The 2,237-nt window shown below is 67.7% G+C and carries 2 protein-coding genes; both read right to left on the bottom strand.

Annotation, left to right across the window (positions count from 1 at the left end; all coding sequences use genetic code 11):
- Positions 1–1,189, bottom strand: a 1,189-nt coding sequence (locus RIN18_RS17575) for a sugar porter family MFS transporter (RefSeq protein WP_309105269.1), incomplete at its 3' end; no start/stop codon positions are given.
- Positions 1,190–1,277: 88 nt separating this feature from the next.
- A partial coding sequence (locus RIN18_RS17570; protein ID WP_309105268.1) for a ParB/RepB/Spo0J family partition protein occupies positions 1,278–2,237 on the bottom strand: 960 nt, incomplete at its 5' end.

The following is a 2,237-nucleotide window of genomic DNA, read 5'->3' as shown; positions in this document are numbered from 1 at the left end:
GGAACATCTCGCCGAGCAGCACCCACACCAGTGGCCCCCACGTCGCGCCGAAGAACACCACGAATGCGTTTGCCGAGATGAGCGCGACCGTCGCCCACGGGTCGGGCAGCACCACGTCGCCCGCCGCGTTCAGGGCGCCGAACGAGAAGGCGACCGCCATCAGTCCGAGTGTCGCGGCCATACCGATCGATCCCACCAGCAGCATCAGGCGGCGGCCGACGCGGTCCACGAGCATGATCGCCACGATGGTGACCACGATGTTCGTCACTGAGGTGATGACGGTGATCGTGAGGGCGTCTGACTCGTCGAATCCGACCGAGCGCCACAGGGTGGTCGAGTAGTAGAAGATCACGTTGATGCCGACGAACTGCTGGAACACACTGAGCAGGATGCCGACCCAGACCACCGGCTTCAGGCCGAGGCGGTTGCCGCGCAGGTCGCGCATCGAGCCGCGGCTCTCGGTGTTGATGGTGCCGGTGATCTCCTTGATCTTGCCTTCCACGTCGACAGCACCGGTGACCGTTGTCAGCACCTGGGTCGCCTTGTCGATGTCGCCGCGTGCGACGAGGTAGCGGGGCGACTCGGGAAGCCGGAGTGACGCGATTCCGTAGATCAGGGCCGGGACGGCTTCGGCGATGAACATCCACCGCCACGCCTCGAGGCCCCACAGCGGCTCGGCTGCACCCCCTGCGACGTTCGCGAGCATGGCGTCGGAGAGCAGGGCGACGAAGATGCCGGTGACGATGGCGAGCTGCTGGAGCGAGCCGAGGCGCCCTCGGACGTGAGCGGGTGACACCTCCGCGATGTAGGCAGGGGCGATGACGGATGCCGCGCCGACCCCGAGCCCGCCGATCACGCGCCACGCGATGAGATCGACCACGCCGAAGGCGAGGCCAGACCCGAGAGCGGAGATGAAGAACAGCGCTGCGGCGATCAGCATCGTCGGTACGCGCCCAAGACGATTGGCCACCGGTCCCGCGAACCACGCGCCGATCGCACAACCGATCAGTGCGGAGGAGACCGCGAACCCCTTCAGCGCGACGCCGAGGTCGAACGCGCCGGCCAGCGCATCGACGGCGCCGTTGATCACCGCGGTGTCGAAACCGAACAGGAAACCGCCGAGCGCCGCGGCGATGCTGACTCCGATGACGCGGCCACGGATGGCTGCGGGTAGCACTGACTGGGTCACGGGGGCCTCCTCGCCGAGCTGGTGATCGGAGCTTAGTGCCTTCCGTCTGCCCGCTGCAGAAATCGTTCGGGTGTGTACGCCAAATGTCTCAGCGCGAGCCGTACTCCTCCTCGCCGATCTCCGACAGGATGCGATTCAGGTCCTGGATCGACGCGAAATCTATCTTGAGCTGGCCTTTTCTTGCCCCCAGCGTGATCTGCACGCGTGTGTTCAGGCGGTCGCCGAGCTTCGTCGACACCTCGTCGAGGTACGCACGACGCGCACCGGGTGTCGGGCGGGGCGCCGTCCCCGCCGCCGCGGGCAGGTTCTTCGCCGCCTGCTCGGTGGCGCGCACCGAGAGCTCTTCATTGACGACCTTGTCGGCGAGTTGCTGCATGCGCTCCGGATCCTCGACCGACAGGATGGCTCGCGCGTGCCCGGCGGAAAGCACGCCGGCCGCGACACGCTGCTGGACAGGAAGCGGCAGGCGCAGCAGGCGGATCGTGTTGCTGATCTGCGGGCGGGAGCGGCCGATCCGGCTGGCGAGCTCCTCCTGGGTGATGCCGAAGTCCTCGAGGAGCTGCTGATACGCGGACGCCTCCTCCAGAGGGTTCAGCTCGGAGCGGTGCAGGTTCTCGAGCAGGGCATCGCGGAGAAGGTTCTCGTCAGCGGTCTCGCGGAGGATGGCGGGGATCGACGCCAGTCCGGCTTCGCGGGCGGCGCGCGTACGCCGCTCGCCCATGATCAGCTCGAAGTCGTCGTCGCCGTTTCTCCGAACGACGACCGGCTGCAGGACGCCGAACTCCTTGACGCTGTGCACCAGTTCTGCGAGGTCGTCCTCGTCGAAATGGGTGCGTGGCTGCCGGGGGTTCGGCACGATCTTCTGCGGGTCGACCTGGATCAGCCGGATGCCGGGCACCGCGGCGAGTTCGTCGTCGTGCGGCGGCTCGGTCGGCTCGGGCGCGGACGCAGGCTGTGCAGCATCCTGCTTCGGCTTCGAAGCGCCGGGGAAGAAGACGTCCACCGGACGCTCGGCCTGGTCCGCGGTTGGGATGAGGGCGCCGATCCC

It is taken from the genome of Microbacterium sp., from assembly GCF_031179285.1.
Lineage (GTDB): Bacteria > Actinomycetota > Actinomycetes > Actinomycetales > Microbacteriaceae > Microbacterium.
This window is presented reverse-complemented; position numbering and strand designations above follow the sequence as displayed.